The sequence below is a fragment of the Pseudomonas sp. TH06 genome, from assembly GCF_016651305.1.
In the GTDB taxonomy this organism is placed as follows: Bacteria; Pseudomonadota; Gammaproteobacteria; order Pseudomonadales; family Pseudomonadaceae; genus Aquipseudomonas.
Window position 1 is genome coordinate 4,143,166 of sequence record NZ_JAEKEC010000001.1, and the last position, 16,185, is coordinate 4,159,350.

The 16,185-nt window shown below is 60.7% G+C and carries 17 protein-coding genes; 6 read left to right on the forward strand and 11 right to left on the reverse strand.

Features of this window, described 5'->3' with window-relative positions:
* Window positions 1-74 precede the first annotated feature (74 nt).
* The 4 genes from JFT86_RS18675 to JFT86_RS18690 all read right to left on the reverse strand — a co-directional run bounded on the left by JFT86_RS18675 (window position 75) and on the right by JFT86_RS18690 (window position 3,417).
* Window positions 75-1,508, reverse strand: a complete 1,434-nt coding sequence (locus JFT86_RS18675; RefSeq protein WP_201232835.1) for a heavy metal sensor histidine kinase — start codon at window positions 1,506-1,508, stop codon at window positions 75-77.
* Window positions 1,505-2,176: a heavy metal response regulator transcription factor gene (locus JFT86_RS18680; protein WP_201232834.1), complete on the reverse strand. Its 672-nt coding sequence runs from the start codon at window positions 2,174-2,176 to the stop codon at window positions 1,505-1,507. Before JFT86_RS18680 ends, JFT86_RS18675 begins: the two co-directional genes overlap by 4 nt.
* A 12-nt stretch (window positions 2,177-2,188) precedes the next feature.
* On the reverse strand, window positions 2,189-2,446 hold the full coding sequence (locus tag JFT86_RS18685) for a DUF2790 domain-containing protein (protein WP_166217154.1): 258 nt from the start codon (window positions 2,444-2,446) through the stop codon (window positions 2,189-2,191).
* A 257-nt stretch (window positions 2,447-2,703) separates the two neighbouring features.
* Window positions 2,704-3,417, reverse strand: coding sequence for a murein L,D-transpeptidase catalytic domain family protein (locus JFT86_RS18690; RefSeq protein WP_201237816.1), 714 nt, complete (start codon window positions 3,415-3,417; stop codon window positions 2,704-2,706).
* Between the two features lie 154 nt (window positions 3,418-3,571).
* Between JFT86_RS18690 and JFT86_RS18695 the strand changes: the two genes are divergently transcribed.
* On the forward strand, window positions 3,572-5,188 hold the full coding sequence (locus JFT86_RS18695) for a L,D-transpeptidase family protein (RefSeq protein ID WP_201237817.1): 1,617 nt from the start codon (window positions 3,572-3,574) through the stop codon (window positions 5,186-5,188).
* A gap of 3 nt (window positions 5,189-5,191) precedes the next feature.
* Here the strand turns inward: JFT86_RS18695 and JFT86_RS18700 are convergent, their stop codons facing one another.
* Window positions 5,192-5,707, reverse strand: coding sequence for a DoxX family protein (locus tag JFT86_RS18700; RefSeq protein WP_201232832.1), 516 nt, complete (start codon window positions 5,705-5,707; stop codon window positions 5,192-5,194).
* A gap of 199 nt (window positions 5,708-5,906) precedes the next feature.
* Between JFT86_RS18700 and JFT86_RS18705 the strand changes: the two genes are divergently transcribed.
* From JFT86_RS18705 to JFT86_RS18715, 3 genes are all read left to right on the forward strand, one after another.
* Window positions 5,907-6,791, forward strand: coding sequence for a LysR substrate-binding domain-containing protein (locus JFT86_RS18705; protein WP_201237818.1), 885 nt, complete (start codon window positions 5,907-5,909; stop codon window positions 6,789-6,791).
* 99 nt (window positions 6,792-6,890) lie between these two features.
* The gene (gene aguA / locus JFT86_RS18710; protein ID WP_201237819.1) at window positions 6,891-8,015 is read left to right on the forward strand and encodes an agmatine deiminase; all 1,125 of its coding nucleotides are present in this window, start codon (window positions 6,891-6,893) and stop codon (window positions 8,013-8,015) included.
* Window positions 8,016-8,017: 2 nt separating this feature from the next.
* Complete coding sequence (locus tag JFT86_RS18715; protein WP_201237820.1) at window positions 8,018-9,115, forward strand: extracellular solute-binding protein; 1,098 nt, start codon at window positions 8,018-8,020, stop codon at window positions 9,113-9,115.
* Window positions 9,116-9,271: 156 nt separating this feature from the next.
* Here JFT86_RS18715 and JFT86_RS18720 read toward each other — a convergent pair whose 3' ends face one another.
* From JFT86_RS18720 to JFT86_RS18735, 4 genes are all read right to left on the reverse strand, one after another.
* On the reverse strand, window positions 9,272-9,889 hold the full coding sequence (locus JFT86_RS18720; RefSeq protein WP_201237821.1) for a DNA-3-methyladenine glycosylase: 618 nt from the start codon (window positions 9,887-9,889) through the stop codon (window positions 9,272-9,274).
* A 1-nt stretch (window position 9,890) separates the two neighbouring features.
* A complete protein-coding gene (locus JFT86_RS18725) occupies window positions 9,891-10,688 on the reverse strand; it encodes an isocitrate lyase/phosphoenolpyruvate mutase family protein (protein WP_201237822.1) in 798 nt (265 codons plus the stop codon).
* A 32-nt stretch (window positions 10,689-10,720) separates the two neighbouring features.
* Window positions 10,721-11,803 (reverse strand): methylated-DNA--[protein]-cysteine S-methyltransferase, encoded by a 1,083-nt coding sequence (locus JFT86_RS18730; protein WP_201237823.1) that lies wholly within the window; start codon window positions 11,801-11,803, stop codon window positions 10,721-10,723.
* 97 nt (window positions 11,804-11,900) lie between these two features.
* On the reverse strand, window positions 11,901-12,503 hold the full coding sequence (locus JFT86_RS18735; RefSeq protein ID WP_201232826.1) for a response regulator transcription factor: 603 nt from the start codon (window positions 12,501-12,503) through the stop codon (window positions 11,901-11,903).
* 114 nt (window positions 12,504-12,617) lie between these two features.
* On the opposite strand from JFT86_RS18735, the gene JFT86_RS18740 reads away from it, so the two are divergent.
* The gene (locus JFT86_RS18740) at window positions 12,618-14,246 is read left to right on the forward strand and encodes a hybrid sensor histidine kinase/response regulator (protein ID WP_201232825.1); all 1,629 of its coding nucleotides are present in this window, start codon (window positions 12,618-12,620) and stop codon (window positions 14,244-14,246) included.
* A gap of 89 nt (window positions 14,247-14,335) precedes the next feature.
* Here the strand turns inward: JFT86_RS18740 and yecR are convergent, their stop codons facing one another.
* Together yecR and JFT86_RS18750 are read right to left on the reverse strand one after the other, a co-directional pair.
* Entirely contained in the window at window positions 14,336-14,644 is a 309-nt protein-coding gene (gene yecR / locus JFT86_RS18745) for a YecR family lipoprotein (protein ID WP_201232824.1), read from the reverse strand.
* A gap of 33 nt (window positions 14,645-14,677) precedes the next feature.
* Complete coding sequence (locus JFT86_RS18750) at window positions 14,678-14,992, reverse strand: hypothetical protein (RefSeq protein WP_201232823.1); 315 nt, start codon at window positions 14,990-14,992, stop codon at window positions 14,678-14,680.
* Between the two features lie 189 nt (window positions 14,993-15,181).
* Here JFT86_RS18750 and JFT86_RS18755 point away from each other — a divergent pair, with 189 nt between their 5' ends.
* Window positions 15,182-15,898: a hypothetical protein gene (locus tag JFT86_RS18755; RefSeq protein ID WP_201232822.1), complete on the forward strand. Its 717-nt coding sequence runs from the start codon at window positions 15,182-15,184 to the stop codon at window positions 15,896-15,898.
* The last annotated feature ends 287 nt before the right edge of the window (window positions 15,899-16,185 follow it).

Below are 16,185 nucleotides of genomic sequence, written 5' to 3' on the forward strand. Positions count from 1 at the left end.
CTGTAGGCGCTGCGGCACGCTGCGATCTTTTGATTCTGTTTTTAAAGCCAGAATCAAAAGGTCGCAGCCTCGTTTCACTCGACAGCTCCTACAGGGTATTGCTTCGGATGTCCGTTCCGGGCGGGGAAGAACAATTCGAAGCAGGTTTGGCCGTTGTTGCTGCTGACGCGGTAGCGACCGTGATGCAGTTGCATGATGGTCGCGACAATCGACAGTCCCAGTCCGTTGGATTGTGCCGAGCGTTCGCGGGACTGATCGACCCGGTAAAAACGCTCGAACAATCGCGACAAGTGTTCCGCCGGGATCGTCGTGCCCAGATTACGCACTCGCAGATAACTGCCGTCCGCTTCGGCAATCGCTTCAACCTGCACCGTCGAGTCCGCCGCACCGTACTTGATCGCGTTGGCACACAGGTTGGCCAGTGCCCGGCGCAGCAGCATCGGTTCGGCCCAGATCACGCCGCGACCACGGGCCTCGATGCAGATGCCGACGTCTGCTGCCAGGCCTTCGAAATAGTCGGCGATCCGTTGCATCTCATCGGCGGCATCCAGTTCCTGCCGTTGGCTCAAGGCACTGGCCGGGTCGGTGCGCGCCAGAAACAGCATGTTGTCGAGCATCCGCGTCAGCCGCTCCAGCTCTTCGACATTGGAGGCGAGCAGCTGTTGATAGGCGTCGATGCTGCGCGGCTGTTGCAGGGCGACCTGGGTTTCGCCGAGCAGGTTGTTGATCGGCGTGCGCAATTCGTGAGCCATGTCGGTGGAGACCTGACTCAACTGCGCAAAACCCCTGGCAAGGCGATCGAGCATGGCGTTGAACGCTTCGATCATCGGCCGCAACTCTCGCGGTGCGCCTGCACTGGCCAAGCGTTCATTGAGGTTGCCGACGCCGATCCCATGGGCGTGTTTTGCCAACCGGCGCAACGGTAGCAAACCGCGATAGACCAGCAAGCAACCGACCAGCGCAAGGACAATCGCAGCCAGTGATGCGAGGCCGTACACGCTGAGCCGATAGTTGGCGAGCATCGCCGTGCGTTCGCTCATCAGCTTGCCGATGAGCACTTGCAGGTTGCCCAGATCGCCGGAGTCGATGCTCGCCGCCACGGCCGAAAACGGCACGCCGTTGATGCTTGGCAGATGCTGCACGTCGTTGAGGGCCATCACATGGTCGACCGGCACGGCGGGCACGCTCGGCAGCGCCAGATTGCCGGGGTTGACCACCAGCAGCGGCGGATGGCCCGGCGCGCCAATCGTCAGCAGCGCTTCGCGGGTACCGAGCATGTTCTGAAACAGCGCCGGTTTGTTCTTGATCAACTCCAGCGTGTTGCTGTCATTGAGGATGGTGCGCAACTGATCGATGCGGCTGACCAGTTGAATGTCGTCACGACGGGTCAGTTGTTCTTCCAGTTCTTGGTAAAGCGCCACGCCAAGGCCAGCCAGCGAAACGAAGGCGAGCACGGCGAAGACCAGCGCCAGGCGCAATGTCAGCGAATAACTGCCGGCGATTTTCATGATTGCGTATCGAAGCGGTAGCCGATGCCGCGCACGCTGTGAATCAGCTTGAGCTGGAACGGATCATCGACTTTCGCCCGCAAGCGGCGTACGGCGACATCGACGACGTTGGTGTCGCTGTCGAAATTCATGTCCCACACCCGTGAGGCGATCAGCGAGCGCGACAGCACTTGCCCGGTGTGGCTGGCGAACAGTTGCAGCAAGGCGAACTCCTTGTTGGTCAGGGTGATCCGCACACCGGCGCGGGTTACGCGGCGCTTGAGCACGTCGATCTGCAGGTCAGCGACTTGCAGTTGTTCGTCTTCGTGGATCGGCCCGCGTCGGGTCAGGGTGCGCAGGCGCGCCACCAGTTCGGCGAATGAGAACGGCTTGATCAGATAGTCGTCGGCACCCAGTTCGAGGCCTTTGACGCGGTCGGCGATGTCATCGCGCGCGGTCAGGAACAGCACCGGCGTGTCGGCCTCCTTGCGCAGCCGGCGCAGGACTTCCCAGCCATCCATTTTCGGCATCATCACATCCAGCACGATCACGTCGAAGCTGTGCTCCAGCGCCAGGTGCAGACCATCGGCGCCGTCGCGGGCCAGACTCACGCTGTAGCCCAGTTCCTGCAGGCCGTTGAGCAAGTAATTGCCTGCCTTGGGTTCGTCTTCGATAACCAGAATATTCATCGGCGATCATTCTCAATGGTCATTGATGCAACCGCTGCCCTGTACCTGATAGTCCAGCACATGTTCACGGCCCTGATGGTCGAGGTAGTTGAGTTTCGCCGGGACCACACCGCACGCCTGGGAAATATCGGTGCTGGACAACACTTTGTCGACATCCAGATTGACGTAGAAGCCGTTTTTGTCATGGATGACTGCGGTGTCGGGCATCGAAGCGGCGAACAGCGAACCGCTGGCGAGGAGGGCGGAGAAGGCGAGGATCAGGGTTTTCATGATGAGTCACTCAGTGGTTGAAGTAGGTCGGCAGTGCGCCGGAACAACTTCAGGCTACCGAGCGATCCGCACGGCAAACCGACAACTGAATGACAAAACTGTAATGAAACGGTGGACGAAGATTCAGAGCTGAACGCAACTCTTGTGGGAGCTGGCTTGCCAGCGATGGCGGTGGATCAGACAACACAACGTCGCCTGACCCTGCCTCATCGCTGGCAAGCCAGCTCCCACAATGATTTTCGGTGCAGTTGATATTTTCAGCTGGCGTGGGTACTCAGGATGCTCGCCACTTGCTGCGGCTGGCAGTTCAGGTAGGGCGAGGATTTCAGCCAGCGCTGATCCGGATACCACGAGAACATGAACTGGCCGTCCTTGAGTTTATCGATCACCTGTTTTGCAATCTGTGGTCGAACGGCCGGACAGCCCTGACTGCGACCGATGCGGCCCTGGCGTTTGCTCCACAACGGGTTCACATAGCTGGCGGCGTGAATGACGATGGCGCGATCGCGGGCCATGTCATTGAAGCCCGGTTCCAGACCGTCCATGCGCAACGAATATCCGTGGGTGCCGCTGTAACTTTCCTGGGTGCGGAAGAGGCCGAGGCTGGACTGATAACTGCCTTCGACATTGGAAAACTGCGTGGCGAAGTTTTCCCCGGAGGCGGAGCCGTGGGCGACCAGGTCGCGCAGCACCAGTTTTTTCCGGTTGAGGTCGAAGATCCACAGTCGGCGTTCGGTGGACGGTTGCGAATAATCGATGATTGCCAGATGACGGGACGGCTTCGCGCCGTTGTTGACCGCGCATTGCATGGCATTCAGCGCACCTTTCAGCGCCTGGGGATTGAGTTCTGGCGCGGCGTGCGCGAGGCTGGTGTAGAGAACCGGCGATGGTTTGCCGGCGGCGAAAGCTGGACTGGTCACCGCGACAAGGGTCGCGGTGGTCAGCAGAAGTCGGCGCAAAAACGTCAACATTTATAAAGTGTCCTCACTTGCTGCTTACTTAATTGGCACTTTGGCTCCTGACGTCCAGTCATAACCCGCAAGCCCGCAGAACGAGCCTGACTGTTCGGCGCACCTGATGTAAGGTTGGCCATCATCAAGATGGCCATGGATTGGAGTAAAGCAGTTGTTCAAAAAGTACGCATGCTACTTGAGCATTTGTTTGCTCGCTGCGCCGTTTGTCGCTTGTGCCGATGAGCCGCTGCCGCCCTTGCAGACGCTGCCGACGCCACCGGCCGAAATGCCCGTTGAACCACAAAGTCCGTTGCAGGCCGTGCTGATCAGTTTGCCTCAGGCCTGTCCGGCAGTTGCCGCGCACCTTGCTGGCCCGGCGCTGGAACAGTTGCAAGCGTTCTACCAACAGCAGGACTGGATGCCGGTGTGGGCCCGCGAGTCCGGACGCTTGCAGGCGTTGCAGGGTCAGTTGCAGCTGTTGGCCGATGATGGCCTCAGTCCGAAACGCTACCCGGTCGCGCCGAACCCGCCGCAGGACGGCGAGTTGTGCGCCGATATCGACATCAGCCGCTATTACCTGCAAGCCCTGCAGGATCTGCATTACGGACGCCTGCTGCAGTCGCACTTCGAACCGCTGTGGCACGCCGACGAGGCACCTCGCGACCGTCAGGCCGAATTGCTCGCCATCGCTGTGCCCGGCATGCAGAACATCCCAGATGCGTTCGATCTGGCCCGCCCGCACCTTGCGCAGTATCAGAACCTGCGTCAGCTCTACGCCGCGCAACGGCTCAAGGCCTTGCCGCAATGGCAGTCGGTGGGCAACGGGCCGCTGCTGCGCCCGTCGATGGAAGACAAACGGGTGCCGGAACTGGCCCGGCGTCTGTACAGCGAAGGCTATCTGACCCACGCCCTCGGCGCCCCCGGCAATGCCTACGAAGGCGTGCTGGTGGATGCGGTGAAAAGCTTTCAGGCCAACCATTCGTTGCAAGCGGATGGCGTGGTCGGGCCGGGGACGATTGCCGAACTCAACATCAGCCCGTTGACCCGCCGCGAACAACTGCGGGTCAACCTCGAACGCTTCCGCTGGCTGGCTCAGGACATGGAACCCGATGGCTTGCTGGTCAACGTCGCCGCTGCCGAGCTGACCCTGTATCAGCGCGGCCAGCCGGTGTGGCAGACCCGCACCCAGGTTGGCCGTGCCGAGCGCCAGACGCCGTTGCTCAAATCCCGCGTCACGCGGTTGACCCTGAACCCGACCTGGACCGTGCCGCCGACCATCTGGAAGGAAGACAAGCTGCCGGCGATCCGCAAGGATCAGACCTTCCTCAGTCGGCAGAATCTGCAAGTGCTCGATGCCAACGGACAGCCGCTGGCGGCGGCGGACATCGACTGGGACAACCCCGGCAACATCCTCTTGCGTCAGGACGCCGGGCCGCGCAATCCGCTGGGGCAAATGGTCATCCGCTTCCCCAACCCGTTCTCGGTGTACCTGCATGACACGCCGAGCAAGGCGCTGTTCGACAAGGGACCACGAGCTTTCAGTTCGGGCTGTGTGCGGGTCGAGCACCCGATGCAACTGCGCGACCTGCTGCTCAGCCCGGCAGAGAAGGCCCGCACCGAAACCTTGCTCGCCACCGGCGCCACCCATGAATTCCGCTTGTCGGCGCCGGTGCCGATCCTGATGACTTACTGGACCGTGCAAGTCGACAACGCCGGCCACGTGCGTTACTCGCCAGATATCTACAGCCGTGACAGCGCGTTGCTGGCCGGGCTTGATCGGGCACATTGAGCCTCAGCGGGCGCGGCGGTTCCAGAACCGTCGCGCCAGCCACGCATCAACGCTCAATTTGCCCGCCCCGGCGAACACCAGCGGCAGTAAGGCGGCCAGGTAAATCGCCGGCAGCTTGAAGTTGCCGAAGCCCTTGTTGGTGATGGCGTAACCCTGGGCCAGTTCGCTCAGCGACGACCAGTCGGCAGGCCAGTGCACGGCAGCGGTGGCGACCACGGTCACCACGATCAGCGACACTGCCGAGATCCGCGTGCCGAGGCCAACCAGAATCGCCAGTGCGCCGATCAATTCGGCCCACATCGACAGTTCCCAGTTCAACGTTGCCGGCAGGTGATCGAAGGGAAACGGGAACCGGCTCTGAATGTCCTCGAACCAGTTCTGGCCGGTGAACTTTTCCAGCCCTGACTCGAAAAACTCCCAGGCGATAAACAGACGCAAGGTCAGCGGTGCGAGCCAAGTGCCGGCGCGGTCGAGGTTCAGGTGCACGGCTTGGGTGGCGGTCGAAAGGTTGCTGGTCATGATGAGTCTCCGGACGATGGGGGAAGTGAATCGACCGGGCTATTTGAGCTTTGCGGTGTATCGGCGATGTGTCGCCGGGGCAGGGGTTTGTGTGATTGGTGTGTCTGCGGCCGGGGGATATACAGTGCGATACAGACGACCATGCTGGACGCACGCTCTCGGCGCCGTCAGCATGGCCAAAAAAAACGGATCATCCCCCATGCGAAAACTCCCTTCACTGCCCGCCCTGCGCACCTTCGAATGCGCTGCCCGCCATGCGCATTTCGGCCGGGCGGCGGCGGAGTTGTGTGTCACCGACAGCGCGGTCAGCCATCAGATTCGCCAGCTCGAAGAGCAATTGGGCGTGTCGTTGTTCATCCGTGAAGGCCGGCAGATTCGCCCGACCATCGCCGCCGGACGCCTGATGCAAAGTCTGCAACAGGCCTTCGAACTGATTGGCGAGGCCTGCGATGAATTACGTGATCCATCCTCGCTGGCCGTGCTCAGGCTGGCCGTCACTGCGGAACTTGCGCAGAAGTGGTTGATGAGTCGCCTCAGCGATTTTTATGCGCGTTACCCGCACATCACCTTGCACCTCTACGAACAACCCATCGACGCCAGCGCGCCGGGCGAAGACATTGATCTGGCCATCACCTACGGCACCGGCCCGGCGGACAGCAGTGCCTACTTCGTTCGCCCGTTGCCCGCCCTGCAGTTTTTTCCGGTGTGCAGCCCCGGCCTGTTCAATCAAGGCACGTTGAAAACGCCGAAGGATCTCGCCCGACACTGCTTGCTGCACGACGATCAGGATGGCAAGACCTGGACCGCATGGCTGACCAGCCACGCCGGTGATCAGCGCCCGCAACGCCAGTTGTATTTCGCCCACGCCGGGTTGGCGCTGGAAGCGGCGGTGCAAGGGCAGGGCGTGGCGATGGGCGACAACCTCACCGCGCAGGAAGACTTGCAGAATGGCCGACTGCTACGGCCGTTCAGCGCCAGCATGACCGCGTTGGGGCAGTACGCGCTGGTTTGCGAGCGTGTGCGTCTGGAGCGTCCGGCGGTGGCGCAAATGTTGGAATGGTTCAATGATCAGCTGGCCGATTGAAGAGTTTAATTCAACTGTTCCGCAATAATCATCGTTGGCGAGCGTGATGCCCGCGACCGTAGCCTGTGGTCATTCCCATCGCGAAGACGAGGTTTGACCATGGCACGTTTGCTCGACTCCACCCCGAAACACGACGGCTTCCGTCTGCCCGGCGAATTCGAAGCCAAATCCGGCTGCTGGCTCGGCTGGCCGGAGCGCACCGATGTCTGGCGCAATGGCGCCAAGCCTGCGCAGAAAGTCTGGGTGCAGATCGTCACCGCCATCTCCCACAGTGAACCGGTCACCGTCTGCGCCTCCGCCGCGCAATTCGCCACCGCCCGCCGCCAGTTGCCGCCGCAAGTGCGGGTGGTGGAAATGACCTGCAACGACACCTGGTTCCGCGACAGCGGCCCGTGCTTTGTGGTCAACGATCAGAGCGGTGAAGTCCGCGGAGTCGATTTTGAGTTCAACGCCTATGGCGGACTCGACGGCGGACTGTATTACCCGTGGGACAAGGACGATCAGATCGCCAGCAAGATCCTTGAGATCGAACGTTTTGACCGTTATCGCGCACCGTTGATTGCCGAGCTTGGCGGCATCCAGAGTGATGGTCAGGGCAGCATCCTCACCACCGAACAGTGCCTGCTCAACCGTAATCGCAACCAGCATCTGGGCAAGGAAGAAGTCACGCGCCGACTGACCGACTACCTCGGTGCCGAGCAAGTGATCTGGCTGCCACGCGGCTGCAAGTTCGACGAAACCGATGGCCATGTCGATGACTTGGCGTGTTTTGTCCGCCCCGGCGAAGTGGTGTTGCAGTGGACCGACAACCGCGACGATCCGCAGTGGGAGATCTACCAGGAAGCCTACGACATCCTGCGCAGCACCCGCGACAGCCGTGGTCGCGAGTTGACCGTGCACAAACTGCCGCAACCCGATGTGCTGGAGTGGACGGCCGAGGAAGCCGAAGGCCTTGATCAGCAGGACAGCACTCATACCCGCCAGGCCGGGACGAAAATCTGTGCGTCTTACATCAACTATTACGCCGGTAACCGCTCGATCGTGGTGCCGCTGTTTGGTGATCGCAACGACAAGGTGGCAATGGCGACCCTGGCCGAACTGTTTCCACAACACAAAATCGTCGGCATCGAAAACTCCCGTGAAATCCTCCTCGGCGGCGGCAACGTTGCGTGCATCACCATGCCGCAATATGCCGGCACGTCTGACCACAAGAAGGGGCTGTGATGATGGGCCTGCACAAACTGACTCAAGCGTTGCTGCTGGTGCTTGCACCTCTGTGTGTGCAGGCCGCCGACAACGCTCAACCGGTGGTCAATCTGTACATCTGGGGCGAATATCTCGCCCCGGATACCCTGAAGAATTTCGAGGCGAAAACCGGCATTCATGTGGTCGCCGATCACTTTGATTCACTGGAAACGGTGGAGACCAAACTGCTCACCGGGCGCAGCGGTTATGACCTGGTGCTGACCGCCGGCCAGCATCTGTCGCGAGCCATCGAGAGCGGCGCGATTCAGCCGCTGGACAAGGCGCGGGTACCGCACTTTGCTGGCGTCGGTGACGAGTTTCGCCAGCACATGGCGGTGTTCGATCCGGGCAACCGTTATGCCGGAATTTATGCCTGGGGCACCACCGGTGTGGGCTATCAGGAAGAGGCGATCAAGCAGCGCCTGCCGAATGCGCCAACCGACAGTTGGGCGATGTTGTTCGATCCGGCGGTGGTGTCGAAATTCGCCGATTGCGGGGTGAGCCTGCTCAACGATCCCAACGAAGTGTTTGCCGCCGTCATGAAGTACATGGGGCTGGACATCAACCGGCAGAACCTCGATGACCTGAAGCTCGCCGAGCAGCAACTGGCGAAGATCCGTCCGTATATTCGTTACTTCGACAACGACCTGAACATCAGCGATCTGGCCAACGGCAACACCTGCGTGGCGATGTCGTGGAACGGCAACGTCGCCATCGCTGCCGGGCAGGCGCAGGCGGCCAGTAAACCTTTCCGGCTCAGTTACCGGATCCCGAAGGAGGGCACGTTGATCTGGTTCGACGCCATGGTTATTCCCAAGGATGCGCCGCACCCGCAGGCCGGGCTGGCGCTTATGGATTACCTGATGACGCCGGAGGTGATTGCGCCGATCACTGACACCATCCATTACGCCAATGCGATCACAGCGGCTGACGGCTTGGTCGATGCATCGATTCGCAATGATCCGGGGACCTATCCGTCGGAGCCGGTGCGGGCTTCGTTGTATAGCAAAAATGACAATGGCAAGGCGTTCAATCGCGCATTGATCCGTGCGTTCAGCCGATTGAAATCCGGCCTTTGAACAAACGAGATCCCCTGTAGGAGCTGCCGAAGACTGCGATCTTTTGACTTTGATTTTTAAAACCAGATCAAAAGATCGCAGCCTTCGGCAGCTCCTACAGGGGGATCGGTGTGAACTCGAAAACTGTGGCTTGCCAGCGATGAACGATGACGCGGTCTAAACCTTGGGCACCCGCCACAAATACCAGGCCGCCACCGTCCGATACGGGCTCCACGCCAACCCAATCTCAACCATTTGCCTACGCGTCGGCTGCACCTCCAACCCCTTCAGCCGTCGATACCCTTCACGCACGCCAAAATCATCCGCCGGCAAGACATCCATCCGTTCCAGGCTGTAGATCAACAACATCTCCACGGTCCAGCGACCAACCCCGCGCAGGCTGACCAAGCGCTCGATCAGCACTTCATCGTCCATCGCCAGCGCGGTAGCGTAATCCGGCACCACACCGTCCAGCGTTGCTTGGGCAATGCCCTGAATCGTCGCAATCTTGCCCGCCGAAAATCCGCAGCTGCGCATTCGATCAAAATCCGTCGCGAGTATTTGTTCAGGTCGCGGAAACGATTGCCCTGCAAACAAGCCCACCAGCCGCCCGACAATCGCATCGCCTGCCTTGGCATGCAGCTGCTGATAGGCAATCGCCCGCACCAGCGACTCATACGGATCGCGCGCCGGATGCGGCTGGTGCAGGCAAGGGCCGGCAGCGGCGACATGCTGCTGCCAATCGGCGTCGATCGCGGCCAGAAAAGTGCTGGCCGCTTGATAAGCGTCGCTCATGCTATTTCAGCAGGCCGTTGACTTCGCCGTAGCTGAATGCCTTCAAGTCGTGGGTATCAAGCTTGCCTGTGGCGAGAAAGCTTTTCACCAGCCCGCCCATCGCGCCATAAAGGAACTCGGCAATGCCGGAACCGGCGCTCAAGCGGCGTACGCCCAACGCTTGCAACTCAGCAGGCGAGGGCAGGCAGGCGAAGCCCAGCACATTGACCGGCAACGAGGTGCCTTTGCAGATGGCTTCGATCTCGTAGGCGGCGGTGACACCGGCGGCGAACAAGCCATCGGCACCGGCGGCCTGATACAGCGCAGCGCGGCGCAGGGTTTCGGCGACGCGATCTTCGGCCGGTACAAGGCTTTTCAGATAGACGTCGGTGCGCGCATTGATGAACAGCTTGATCTTGCGTTTATCAGCCACTTGTCGCGCCACGTCGATCTTGCGTGCCAGCAGCTCGGGATCCGCGGAACCGTCCTCGATATTGATCCCGACCGCGCCGGCGGCGATTACCGCATCGAGTACTTCGGCCACACGCCCGAGGTCATCGGAATAACCGGCCTCGACGTCCACGGTCAGGGGAATGCTGATCACCCGGGCGATGGATTCCACCGTCGAAACCAGACGTTCAAGGGGCAGGGCGTTGCCGTCCGGGTAGCCGTGAGCCCAGGCCACCGCAGCGCTGCTGGTGGCGACGGCTTTGCCCTCCAGATGTTCGACCAGTCGTGCGCCGGTGGCGTCAGCGACGTTGGTCAGAATCAACAGGCCTTGCTGGTGCAATTGGTGGAACCGAGTATCGAGCGCGTCCATCGAAATCCCTTCTTGTGGTTTGATTCGAATCGTCAGAAAGCCAGTTGTTGCGTGAGCTGCACCGCAGCGTTTTCCAGCCGCAGCAGAAACGCCTTGCGCGGTTGCCCTCCACCATAACCGGTGAGCGAGCCATCCGCGCCGATCACCCGATGGCAAGGCACCACAATCGCCAGACGATTGTGTCCGTTGGCCAGGCCCACCGCGCGACTGGCGCCGGGTTTGCCCAAACCGGCAGCAATGGCGCCGTAGCTGCGGGTCTGACCATAAGGGATTTGCAGCAGTGCCGACCAGACCTGCCGGGCGAATTCGCTACCGGGCAAGTGCAAAGGCACAGTGAACAGCGTCAAGCGGCCAGCGAAATACTCCGCCAGTTCACGCTCGATCTGCTGCAAGTGTGCGTTGTGCCCCGGCGCGACCACGTAACCGTAGCGGTTGTGTAACTCCTCGACTTCGCGGGTCAATGCGGGCCGATCGAGGAACTCCAGCAATACCAGCCCACGCCGTTCAGCCATGGCGATCATCGGCCCCAGCGGCGTGGTCAACCGGGTGAACAACAGCGGTTCACTGTTGGCGGCGCGGCCGGGAGTGATGTGGAATGACTTCTGGAACGCATCGCGAAAACCGCTGAGGGATTCGTAGCCGGAGTCGAACGCCGCATGATCGATCGAGATGCCTTGCTTGATCCCGCCCAGCGCCATGCCGAGCCTGCGGGTGCGTAGCCACGCATGGAAGGTCATGCCGAAATGCTGCTTGAACCAGCGCCGCAGTTTCAGTGGCTCGATGCCTTCGGCGAGCAACTGCGCATCGCTCCAGCGCAGCTCCGGGTCCGCCTCCACAGCTTTCAGCAACCGCTGCACCCAAACCGGCGCAATCGCCGCAGCGTCCAGCGGTTTGCAGCGCAGACAGGCGCGGTAACCGGCAGACATGCACTCGTCGGCATGGGCGAAGAACTCGACATTCTCCGGTTTCGGCTTGCGTGCCGTGCAGCTCGGGCGGCAGAAGATCCCGGTGGTTTTCACGGCCGTAAAGAACACGCCTTCATAGGCAGTGTCGCGTTCGAGCATGGCGCGAACCATTTCGGCGTGGGGCGGCAGGACAGCGGTTTGTATGTTCATGAGCTGAGAGTAAATCCAGACTCCCGATGGCTCCACCGAAAAATCGACAATGAATTTCGCAGGTCCTTGAGCGTGTAGGCGCAGCCTGCGGTAGCCCCTACAGGGAGCGACTTTTCACGGCTGCGGCGGCGCGTGAGGGGACGTTCAGTGTGCGTAGTAAAGAAGAAACGTGAATCCTCACCGTGAACGGTGAAATATCCAGTTCACGGGCGATCTCCTTGTTGGTCTTGCCTTGCGCGATCAGCCGTAACACCTCCTGCTGACGGGGCGTGAGCGCCGCGCCGGTCTCCAGCGGCAGCAAGCCTGACGGCGCAAACTTCACCAGCACTTCACCTTCGCGAATCGCCAGGATCGCCTGGCCGATTTCGTCCGGTGCGATGTTTTTGCCGATGAAGCCATCAATGCCCGCCGCCATGACGTCACCGATCAACGCCTCATCATCAACCATCGACACCACGATCAGCGTGGTGCGCGGCAAGCGGCGGCGCAGTTCGGCGAGCTGACTGACGCAGGTCAGGCCGGGAAAGCGCAGGTCCAGAATCAGGCTGTCCGGCTCGTCGCCACAGGGCAGCAGCGCCATTACGGCGTCGAGGTCGCCAGCCTCTTCAATGGTCGCCTCGGGCAATAAGCGCTGCACGGTGCGCAACATTGCCTCGCGAAACAACGGGTGATCGTCGGCTATGATAATTCGGCATGTCATGACGTGACCCTCCCTGGGCCGGGTGTTGCTGATGGCATGCACCTTAGCACCCGGTGCGGGCAATGCCTGTCGGTTCGTGCTGATTATGACGATTGCGGCACAAGGACGTTCACCATGAAATTCGAGAAAAACACCGAACTCGATCAGGCCAATCTGCGCATTATCATTGCCAGTATCGCGTTGGTTTACATCGGCGTGCTCGGCGTTTTACCGGCCCAGCGTTTCGATACGTATCTGCCGGTGGTCACCTATATCTGCCTGTTTTTGCTGGCTTCGATTGTATTGCGCCAGACGATTGTGCGCTGGCCGGGGCATTATCCGGCACGGCGGATTTTTGCCATGGTCCACGATTACACCGGCACCTGTTTCGGGCTGGTGGTCGGTGGCGAAGCGGCATTGCCGCTGTATGCGGTGATCATCTGGGTCAATCTCGGCAACGGCATGCGTTACGGCTCGCGCTATCTGGCAATTGCCACAGTGTTGGCACTGCTGGCGTTGCTCGCGGTGTATCGGCTGACGCCCGTGTGGCAGGCGCAACCGTTCATGGTGTTGATGCTGATGATCACCAGCACGGTGATTCCGTTTTATGCGCACTTGTTGCTTGAGCGCACGCGCAAGGCTTCCGAAGAAGCGGTTGCGGCCAATCTGGAGAAGTCGCGGTTTCTCGCCCAGGCCAGCCATGACTTGCGTCAGCCGATCCACTCCATCGGCCTGTTTACCGCGTGCCTGCGTGAGTCGCGATTGGGTGATGAGGAACGACACCTGGTCGACAACATTGATCGTTCGCTGCTCAACGTGTCGCAACTGTTCCGCTCGATTCTCGATCTGTACACCCTCGATAACGGGCGGATTCTGCCGAAGCTGCAAACCGTGAATCTGGGTGAATGGCTCGCGGAGCTGATGCGCCAGAACGCCGAAGCGGCGCGTTGGGCGGGTGTGGAATTGCGTTTGCGACCCTGTGAATACTGGGTGCGCACCGATCCGGCGTTACTGGCAACCATGGTCCAGAACGTGCTTTCCAACTGCTTCAAGTACGGCGCGCATCGACCGGTGCTGATTGGTGTGCGCAGGCGTGCAGCCGGGCTGGCTATCGTCATTTACGATCAGGGCAATGGCATCGCCGAGGAGCATCTGCCGAAGGTGTTCGAGGAGTTTTACCGGGTTCGCCAGGTACGCGACAAAGACGTCGAGGGGGTGGGGCTGGGTCTGTCGATCGTCAAGCGCCTGGGGCAATTGATCGGCGTGGAGGTCGCGCTGCGCTCGCGGCTGACGCGCGGAACGGCGGTGACTTTGTCCGGGCTGCCCATGGCGGCAGCGCCGCTGCAATCGGTGATTCGCGAAGATGCGCGACAGGTTGGTCTGCTGACCGGGCTGAAGGTGTGTCTGGTGGAGGATGATCGCAACGTGCTGATGGCCACGTCGGCATTGCTGGAGCGTTGGGGTTGTGTGGTGCAGGCCGAACTGACGGGGCGCGACTTGGTCACCGATTGCGACATCATCGTCGCCGACTACGATCTCGGTACTCATGCCACGGGCATCGAATGCATTGATGATGTGCGGCGCCAGCGCGGCTGGGCGGTGCCGGCGATGATCATCACCGGGCATGACATCGAAAAAATACAGGCGGCCTTGCACGACCGCCAAATTGCCATCCTGTCCAAACCGGTACGTCCGGCCGAGCTGCGCACGACCTTGCGAACCCTGCGCGACCAACCAACAACAACCGTCGCAGAAACCCTGTAGGAGCTGCGGCACGCTGCGATCTTTTGATCTTTGCCCTTTAAAAACAACATCAAAAGATCGCAGAGTGCCGCAGCTACAGAGGGCAGGTGTCAGCGTTTGCAGAGATAGTCTTGAGTGATGGTGGTTTGCAGGCAGTTGTACTGGCCCATGGTGCGGCAGATGTTTTTCTCCGAGCCGGTGACCTCGGCGTTTTTGTAGCCCCAGGTCTTGCAGCGTTGCGCGGCGACGGTCAGGCCTTGTTCGGCGCTGGTCTGGCCGCTTTCGAATTGACCCAGTTCATAGGAGACCTGGACGACGCCATCGTTTTTGCTGCCGCCGGTGGCTTCCCATTGTTTCGGAGTGGCGCAGCCGGTGAGGAACAGGGCAGCGAGGGTGAGTGTTGCGATCAGGATTTTCATGATGGAACGTAGTCCTTTACCGAGGATGGGGGATTATTGGAATGGAATCGGCGACGCGCCTTTGGGCAGGCAAGACAGCGGCGGTGTCATGATGCCCATGCTTGCGACCGCGACGATGGCGCCGCTGGGCAATTCGCAGTTGTATTCACCGGCCGGGGTGTAGGCGGTGTAGTAGGTGAGGGTGCTGTCGCTGCGGATGTTGTCGATTTTCGAGACCGGTTTGCCGATGACGGTCTGAGCGCGCTCTTTCATGCTGGCTTCGCTGGGCTTGGCGGTCTGGCAACCGGCGACGCCTGTCAGCAGGGCGCCGACAACGGCGACTTTGCAGAGGTGGAGATGCACTTTCATGGTGTTTCTTCCTTGGTGTTGTTCTGATTTCCAGGCACAACGATCCCGCACGCTGCGAAAGGGCAACGTTGGGGAACATCGGGGGTTGCAGGGGAATATAACGTCGGGTGGCGGGATGGTCGATTAGCACAAATGTGCTAGTGCGCTGGCGCAGCGGCGGCCCCGAAGGTGCCGCCCGCCAGAACGCAGATGTTATTGAGGGCTGTTGAACTGGTCGGAATAACTGCCGGTCATCAGGGCCGACGCGACCCGATCGGAGCCGACGCCGACACGCGAATATGCAACGCGATTGATGCCGGTTCGATCAGCACCGTCAGCCGCGAGTGCTCCGGCGCCGACATGATCGGCCCCGTCGGAAGCTACTGCACCAGCACCGACATGATCAGATCCGTCGGAAGCCACCGCACCAGCACCGACATGATCGGAACCGTCAGAGGCCACCGCACCAGCGCCGACATGATCAGATCCGTCAGACGCCACCGCACCAGCACCGACATGATCGGCCCCATCGGAAGCTACTGCACCAGCACCGACATGATCAGAACCGTCAGACGCCACCGCCCCAGCACCGACGTGATCAGAACCATCGGAAGCCACTGCGCCGCCACCTACATGATCAGATCCGTCGGAAGCTACCGCTCCGGCGCCGACGTGATCGGAAGCCACTGCGCCGCCACCTACATGATCAGATCCGTCGGAAGCCACCGCTCCGGCGCCGACATGATCAGAACCATCGGAAGCCACTGTACCAGCACCGACATGATCAGCCCCATCCGAAGCCAGCGCCTGTGGCTGCGCAGCCCAGACTCCCGGCATCACGACGGCAGCCGCCACTGCCAGAACCATGCCCGGCAAAAGCTTGTATTTCATGATTTTCTCCACGCCCCGGCAGCCACAAAGCGATAAACCGTCGTGCACTGCACAATCACTGGCGCTACGACGTATTGGCTAGGGGTTGATCTGGTTGGTGAAAGGCACGGGTGCACCGCCAGGCGCACAGGTGTCGACGTAGTCATTACTTGACTGAACCAGTATAGGTCGCTGCAGGACGGCGGCGCGGCGGGGGGATCGACGGCTGTTAGGCGATTACTTTCCTTCACCCGATTGGCAAAGCTGAAATCAGTCTAAAAACCACAATGCGGCGCCTGAGCCTTTTGCTAGGCTGAAGGATGTAGGCGAAGACGCAGACTGAT

Bases quoted from the DNA above. Each gene is read 5' to 3' on its own strand.
- JFT86_RS18675 (WP_201232835.1), bottom strand. From the start codon at position 1,508: ATGAAAATCGCCGGCAGTTATTCGCTGACATTGCGCCTGGCGCTGGTC.
- JFT86_RS18680 (WP_201232834.1), bottom strand. From the start codon at position 2,176: ATGAATATTCTGGTTATCGAAGACGAACCCAAGGCAGGCAATTACTTG.
- JFT86_RS18685 (WP_166217154.1), bottom strand. From the start codon at position 2,446: ATGAAAACCCTGATCCTCGCCTTCTCCGCCCTCCTCGCCAGCGGTTCG.
- JFT86_RS18690 (WP_201237816.1), bottom strand. From the start codon at position 3,417: ATGTTGACGTTTTTGCGCCGACTTCTGCTGACCACCGCGACCCTTGTC.
- JFT86_RS18700 (WP_201232832.1), bottom strand. From the start codon at position 5,707: ATGACCAGCAACCTTTCGACCGCCACCCAAGCCGTGCACCTGAACCTC.
- JFT86_RS18705 (WP_201237818.1), top strand. From the start codon at position 5,907: ATGCGAAAACTCCCTTCACTGCCCGCCCTGCGCACCTTCGAATGCGCT.
- aguA (WP_201237819.1), top strand. From the start codon at position 6,891: ATGGCACGTTTGCTCGACTCCACCCCGAAACACGACGGCTTCCGTCTG.
- JFT86_RS18715 (WP_201237820.1), top strand. From the start codon at position 8,018: ATGGGCCTGCACAAACTGACTCAAGCGTTGCTGCTGGTGCTTGCACCT.
- JFT86_RS18720 (WP_201237821.1), bottom strand. From the start codon at position 9,889: ATGAGCGACGCTTATCAAGCGGCCAGCACTTTTCTGGCCGCGATCGAC.
- JFT86_RS18725 (WP_201237822.1), bottom strand. From the start codon at position 10,688: ATGGACGCGCTCGATACTCGGTTCCACCAATTGCACCAGCAAGGCCTG.
- JFT86_RS18730 (WP_201237823.1), bottom strand. From the start codon at position 11,803: ATGAACATACAAACCGCTGTCCTGCCGCCCCACGCCGAAATGGTTCGC.
- JFT86_RS18735 (WP_201232826.1), bottom strand. From the start codon at position 12,503: ATGACATGCCGAATTATCATAGCCGACGATCACCCGTTGTTTCGCGAG.
- JFT86_RS18740 (WP_201232825.1), top strand. From the start codon at position 12,618: ATGAAATTCGAGAAAAACACCGAACTCGATCAGGCCAATCTGCGCATT.
- yecR (WP_201232824.1), bottom strand. From the start codon at position 14,644: ATGAAAATCCTGATCGCAACACTCACCCTCGCTGCCCTGTTCCTCACC.
- JFT86_RS18750 (WP_201232823.1), bottom strand. From the start codon at position 14,992: ATGAAAGTGCATCTCCACCTCTGCAAAGTCGCCGTTGTCGGCGCCCTG.
- JFT86_RS18755 (WP_201232822.1), top strand. From the start codon at position 15,182: ATGTTATTGAGGGCTGTTGAACTGGTCGGAATAACTGCCGGTCATCAG.